Raw genomic sequence first — 5,861 nt, 5'->3', positions numbered from 1 at the left:
CGCCAGCACCGCGCCAAGCTCGTCCAGCGCGGTCGCGAACATGCCGGATCCGGCTTTGCTCATGGAATGGCTCACCCTGTCTGCGCGATGTCGCGTGTCTCTACGGATTCGGCGGCTCGCAGGCCGCGAAAGGCTTGTTTTTGTTCATGCTACCATTGCGAAAATCGCTGTCCAACGAGCCTCGGCACTTTTGCTGGGCCACCGGCGTGATAGTGTCATGTCAGACAAATCACTCCGGGACATCGTCAGACATGAAGACACGGCATTTCGACCGCATCGGCAATGGCGGCATCACCTTCACCGAACTCGGCTTCGGCACGGCGCCGCTCGGCAATCTCTATCGCGCCATCTCCGACGAGGACGCCAATGCCACCTTGGAAGCGGCATGGAAGGCTGGCTGTCGCTACTTCGATACGGCGCCGCTTTACGGCCTCGGCCTGTCGGAAACCCGCCTCAACCCTTTCCTGCGCGGCAGGAAGCGCGACGACTATGTGCTGTCGAGCAAGGTCGGCCGCATCATGCGCGTTGCCCCGCCGGACCAGCGCACCGGCATCGGCAAATTCTTCGAGACGCCGTCGCGCCGGGAAGTCTACGACTACTCCTACGATGGCGTCTTGCGCTCCTTCGAGGCCTCGCTGGAACGTCTTGGCGTCGACCGCATCGACATCCTCTTCGTGCACGACGTCGACATCTTCACCCATGGCAGCAAGGAAGCCTCGGATGCCCGCATCGCGGAGTTCATGTCGTCCGGCTATTACGGGCTGCTTTCGCTCCGCGACCAGGGCGTGATCAAGGCCTTCGGCGGCGGCATCAACGAATGGCAGGTCGCGCAGACGCTCACCGAACGCGGCGACTTCGACCTGTTCCTGCTCGCCGGCCGCTACACGCTGCTCGAACAGGAAGCGCTGCAGTCCTTCCTGCCGCTTTGCCAGAAGCGCGGCATCGGCATCGTGCTGGGCGGTCCTTACAATTCCGGCGTGCTGGCCACCGGGCCGAAGCCCGGCGCCTTCTACAACTACAGCGAGGCGCCGAAGGAGATCCTGGATCGCGTCGCGCGTATCGAGACCGTCTGCAAGCGCCACAATGTGCGCCTGATCGAGGCGGCGCTGCAATTCCCGCTGCAGCATCCTTCGGTGATGTCGGTGATCCCAGGCGGCCAGCGGCCTGTAGAGGTCGAAAGCAACCGCGCGCTGCTCGACACCAAGTTACCGGCTGCACTCTGGGCGGATTTGAAACAGGAAGGCCTGATGCGCGCCGACGCGCCGACGGCCTGAGCCGGTTGCCTGTCACCTGAAAAAAGAAAAGCCGGGCAAGCCCGGCTTTTCTGCTCTTAAAGAAAAAGGTCTTAGTTGACCGCGTCCTTGAGGCCTTTGCCGGCCGAGAACTTCGGCACGGTGCGCGCCGGAATCTTCACTTCCGCGCCGGTCTGCGGATTGCGGCCGGTCGAAGCAGCACGTTTTGACACGGTGAAATTTCCGAAGCCGACAAGCCGGACATCGCCGCCCTTCTTCAGTTCGCCAGTGATCACGGAGAACACCGCATCGACGGCTGACTGCGCATCAGCCTTCGAAATGCTTGCGGAGTCGGCGACAGCGGACACCAGTTCGTTCTTGTTCATCAAAATTCCCTTCCATGAGAAAACCGGAACTTACGACTCATCCGGCAGGAAACGGACTTTAGAAAGAAGCGATCCGGAACCCAAGCCCAAAAACCGCGGAATTCCGGGCTTTTTTGCATTTTTTCGTGGCTTTTTCACATGAAAAAGCCGGGCCCAAGGCCCGGCTTTCTCTTTGTGCACTGCAACTTTAACTTTTGTTAGTGCGCGAGCGACTTTCCGGCATCGTCGCCGCTGTCGACCGGAGCCGGCGCATTAACCGGCTCCACCCACTCGATCGGCTCCGGCATCCGGGTGAGCGCGTGCGCGAGCACCTCGCCGACCCGCGAGACCGGAACGATCTCCATGCCGTTCTTCACATTGTCCGGAATGTCCGCCAGATCCTTGACGTTCTCTTCCGGGATCAGCACCTTCTTGATGCCGCCGCGCAATGCCGCGAGCAGCTTCTCCTTGAGGCCTCCGATCGGCAGGATGCGGCCACGCAGCGTGATCTCGCCGGTCATCGCCACATCGGCCCGGACCGGGATACCCGTCAGCACTGACACGATGGCCGTGGCCATCGCGGCACCGGCGGACGGGCCGTCCTTCGGGGTAGCGCCTTCCGGCAAGTGGACATGGATGTCGCGCTTGTCGAACAGCGGTGGCTCGATGCCGAAATCGAGCGCCCTGGAGCGGACATAGGAAGCCGCCGCCGAGATCGATTCCTTCATCACGTCGCGCAGATTGCCCGTCACCGTCATGCGGCCCTTGCCGGGCATCATGACGCCTTCGATCGTCAGCAGCTCGCCGCCGACTTCCGTCCAGGCAAGACCCGTGACCACGCCGACCTGATCGTCGGCCTCGACCTGACCGAAGCGGAAGCGCGGCACGCCAAGATAATCGGCGAGGTTTTCCGCCGTGATCTTCACCGTCTTCTTCTTCGTCCGCAGGATCTCGGTCACCGCCTTGCGCCCGAGCTTCATCAGCTCGCGCTCCAGGCTGCGCACGCCGGCTTCCCGCGTGTAGGTCTGGATGATGCCGCGGATCGCATCCTCGCCGACCGAGAATTCGTTCGGCTGCAGGGCATGATCACGGATCACCTTTGGCATCAGGTGACGCTTGGCGATCTCGATCTTCTCGTCCTCGGTGTAACCGGCGATGCGGATGATCTCCATGCGGTCCATCAGGGGCGCAGGGATGTTCAGCGTGTTCGCCGTCGTCACGAACATCACGCTCGACAGGTCGTATTCGACCTCGAGGTAATGGTCCATGAACGTCGAGTTCTGCTCCGGATCGAGCACCTCGAGCAGGGCCGATGACGGATCGCCGCGGAAGTCCTGGCCCATCTTGTCGATCTCGTCGAGCAGGAAGAGCGGGTTGGACTTCTTGGCCTTCTTCATCGACTGGATGACCTTGCCGGGCATCGAGCCGATATAGGTCCGCCGGTGACCGCGGATCTCGGCCTCGTCACGCACGCCGCCGAGCGCCATCCGGATGAACTCGCGGCCGGTCGCCTTGGCGATCGACTTGCCGAGCGAGGTCTTGCCGACGCCGGGCGGTCCGACGAGGCACAGGATCGGCCCCTTCAGCTTCTTCTGCCGGCTCTGCACGGCAAGATACTCGACGATGCGCTCCTTGACCTTGTCGAGGCCGAAATGATCGGCGTCGAGCACGTCCTGCGCATAGTTGAGGTCCTGCTTGACCTTGGAGTTCTTGCCCCACGGGATTGACAGCAGCCAGTCGAGATAATTGCGCACCACCGTCGATTCAGCCGACATCGGCGACATCGACCGCAGCTTCTTCAATTCAGCTTCCGCCTTCTCGCGGGCCTCCTTGGAGAGCTTGGTCTTCTTGATGCGCGCCTCGATCTCGGCGGCCTCGTCGCGGCCGTCCTCGCCCTCGCCGAGCTCCTTCTGGATCGCCTTCATCTGCTCGTTGAGGTAGTACTCGCGCTGCGTCTTCTCCATCTGGCGCTTGACGCGCGAGCGGATGCGCTTCTCCACCTGGAGCACGGAGATCTCGGCTTCCATGAAGCCCATCGCCTTCTCCAGACGCTCCTTCACGGAAAGCGTGGCGAGCATCTCCTGCTTCTCGGGGATCTTGATGGCGAGATGCGAGGCAACCGTGTCGGCGAGCTTGGAATAGTCGTCGATCTGGCTGGCGGCACCCACCACTTCGGGCGAGATCTTCTTGTTCAGCTTGACGTAATTCTCGAAGTCGGTGACGACCGAGCGGGCAAGCGCCTCGATCTCGACCTCTTCCTCTTCCGGTTCGGCAAGCGCCGTGGCGCGGGCCTCATGGAAATCGGCGCGGTCGGTGAACGAGACGATCTTGGCGCGCGAGGCGCCCTCGACCAGAACCTTCACGGTGCCGTCGGGCAGCTTCAAGAGCTGCAGCACATTGGCGAGCGTGCCGATGTCGAAAATCGCATCGGGCTCAGGATCGTCGTCGGCTGCATTCATCTGGGTGGCGAGCAGGATCTGCTTCTCCTGACCCATCACCTCTTCCAGCGCCTTGATCGACTTTTCACGGCCCACGAAGAGCGGAACGATCATATGCGGGAACACGACGATATCGCGCAGTGGGAGGACTGCGAAAACGCCGTCGCCGGAAGCCTTGGATATCTTGGCCATTGTCCAACCTTTCATGTCGCGGCCGCTTATTTTAGCCAACCGCGAATCTCATATTAACGACCGAGTGTCGTTCCGCCTACCACCGTTTGTGACGGGAGTTTTACAGCACAGAATTCGGCGCCTCGGCCTTCTGCTGTTAGGTGGATGCAGCCGGGGCAAAGATCAAGGGTTAACACGGTCGCTCGACCCGTTCCATCGCATATCCGCGCCCCGTTGACAGCAAAACGGCGCCACGCGGGCGCCGTTCCATGAAAATGACGGGTCCAGTGCCATTTCAGGCGCTGACATTGCCCTTCTTTTCCTTCTGCTCGGAATATATGTAGAGCGGCCTTGCGTTGCCGGACACCACCTCTTCCGAAATCACCACTTCGCGCACGCCTTCCAGCGCCGGAAGCTCGAACATCGTATCGAGCAGGATCGCTTCCATGATGGAGCGCAGGCCGCGCGCGCCGGTCTTGCGCTCAATCGCGCGCTTGGCGATCGCCGACAGCGCGTTCTCGTGGAAGGTCAGATCGACATTCTCCATCTCGAACAGCCGCTGATACTGCTTGACCAGCGCGTTCTTCGGCTCGGTCAGGATCTGGATCAGCGCCGGCTCGTCGAGGTCTTCCAGCGTCGCCAGGACCGGCAGACGGCCGACGAATTCCGGGATCAGGCCGAATTTCAGCAGATCCTCGGGCTCGACCTGGCGGAACAGGTCGCCGGTGCGGCGATCCTCCGGCGAGGCCACGGTCGCGCCGAAGCCGATCGAGGTCTTGCGGCCGCGATCCGAGATGATCTTGTCGAGGCCCGCGAAGGCGCCGCCGCAGATGAACAGGATGTTGGCGGTGTCGACCTGCAGGAACTCCTGCTGCGGATGCTTGCGGCCACCCTGCGGCGGCACCGAGGCGACCGTGCCTTCCATGATCTTCAGAAGCGCCTGCTGAACGCCCTCGCCCGACACGTCGCGGGTGATCGAGGGATTGTCCGACTTGCGCGAGATCTTGTCGATTTCATCGATATAGACGATGCCGCGCTGGGCGCGCTCGACATTGTAGTCGGCCGACTGCAACAGCTTCAGGATGATGTTCTCGACGTCCTCGCCGACATAGCCTGCCTCGGTCAGCGTCGTGGCGTCGGCCATGGTGAAGGGCACGTCGATGATGCGGGCGAGCGTCTGCGCCAGCAGCGTCTTGCCGCAGCCGGTCGGGCCGATCAGCAGGATGTTCGACTTTGCCAGCTCGACGTCGTTGTTCTTGCCGGCATGCGCGAGGCGCTTGTAGTGGTTGTGCACCGCCACCGACAGCACGCGCTTGGCGTAGGGCTGGCCGATGACATAGTCGTCGAGGACCTTGAGGATCTCCTGCGGGGTCGGCACGCCCTCGCGCGACTTCACCATCGAGGTCTTGTTCTCCTCGCGGATGATGTCCATGCAGAGCTCGACGCACTCGTCGCAGATGAAGACGGTCGGTCCGGCGATCAGCTTGCGGACTTCGTGCTGGCTCTTGCCGCAAAACGAGCAGTAAAGCGTGTTCTTTGAATCACCGCCGCCGTTGCTGACCTTGCTCATTTTTCTGTCCTTTCACCAACGCCCGCCGATGGTCTGGCTTTCAGTGACGTCTCACCAATCTATCGCGGGAATCCGCCCCCGCCAG

At 62.0% G+C, this 5,861-nt stretch carries 4 protein-coding genes; 1 reads left to right on the top strand and 3 read right to left on the bottom strand.

The features are described from left to right. Positions 1-251 precede the first annotated feature (251 nt). Positions 252-1,274, top strand: coding sequence for an aldo/keto reductase (locus tag EOA28_RS22285; protein WP_127251583.1), 1,023 nt, complete (start codon positions 252-254; stop codon positions 1,272-1,274). A 71-nt stretch (positions 1,275-1,345) separates the two neighbouring features. Here the strand turns inward: EOA28_RS22285 and hupB are convergent, their stop codons facing one another. From hupB to clpX, 3 genes are all read right to left on the bottom strand, one after another. Continuing rightward, positions 1,346-1,618, bottom strand: coding sequence for a DNA-binding protein HupB (gene hupB, locus EOA28_RS22280; protein ID WP_027166452.1), 273 nt, complete (start codon positions 1,616-1,618; stop codon positions 1,346-1,348). Positions 1,619-1,815: 197 nt separating this feature from the next. Beyond that, complete coding sequence (gene lon, locus EOA28_RS22275) at positions 1,816-4,227, bottom strand: endopeptidase La (protein WP_112127684.1); 2,412 nt, start codon at positions 4,225-4,227, stop codon at positions 1,816-1,818. Between the two features lie 274 nt (positions 4,228-4,501). Beyond that, positions 4,502-5,776: an ATP-dependent Clp protease ATP-binding subunit ClpX gene (clpX, locus tag EOA28_RS22270; RefSeq protein ID WP_040981372.1), complete on the bottom strand. Its 1,275-nt coding sequence runs from the start codon at positions 5,774-5,776 to the stop codon at positions 4,502-4,504. Between the last annotated feature and the right edge of the window lie 85 nt (positions 5,777-5,861).

This window comes from Mesorhizobium sp. M2A.F.Ca.ET.067.02.1.1 (assembly GCF_004023285.1).
Taxonomy (GTDB): Bacteria; Pseudomonadota; Alphaproteobacteria; order Rhizobiales; family Rhizobiaceae; genus Mesorhizobium.
Note: the sequence above shows the minus strand (reverse complement) of the source record. Positions and strands in the feature narration are given on the sequence as shown.

Coding starts and splice junctions, on each gene's coding strand:
- EOA28_RS22285 (WP_127251583.1), top strand. CDS start 252: ATGAAGACACGGCATTTCGACCGCATCGGCAATGGCGGCATCACCTTC.
- hupB (WP_027166452.1), bottom strand. CDS start 1,618: ATGAACAAGAACGAACTGGTGTCCGCTGTCGCCGACTCCGCAAGCATT.
- lon (WP_112127684.1), bottom strand. CDS start 4,227: ATGGCCAAGATATCCAAGGCTTCCGGCGACGGCGTTTTCGCAGTCCTC.
- clpX (WP_040981372.1), bottom strand. CDS start 5,776: ATGAGCAAGGTCAGCAACGGCGGCGGTGATTCAAAGAACACGCTTTAC.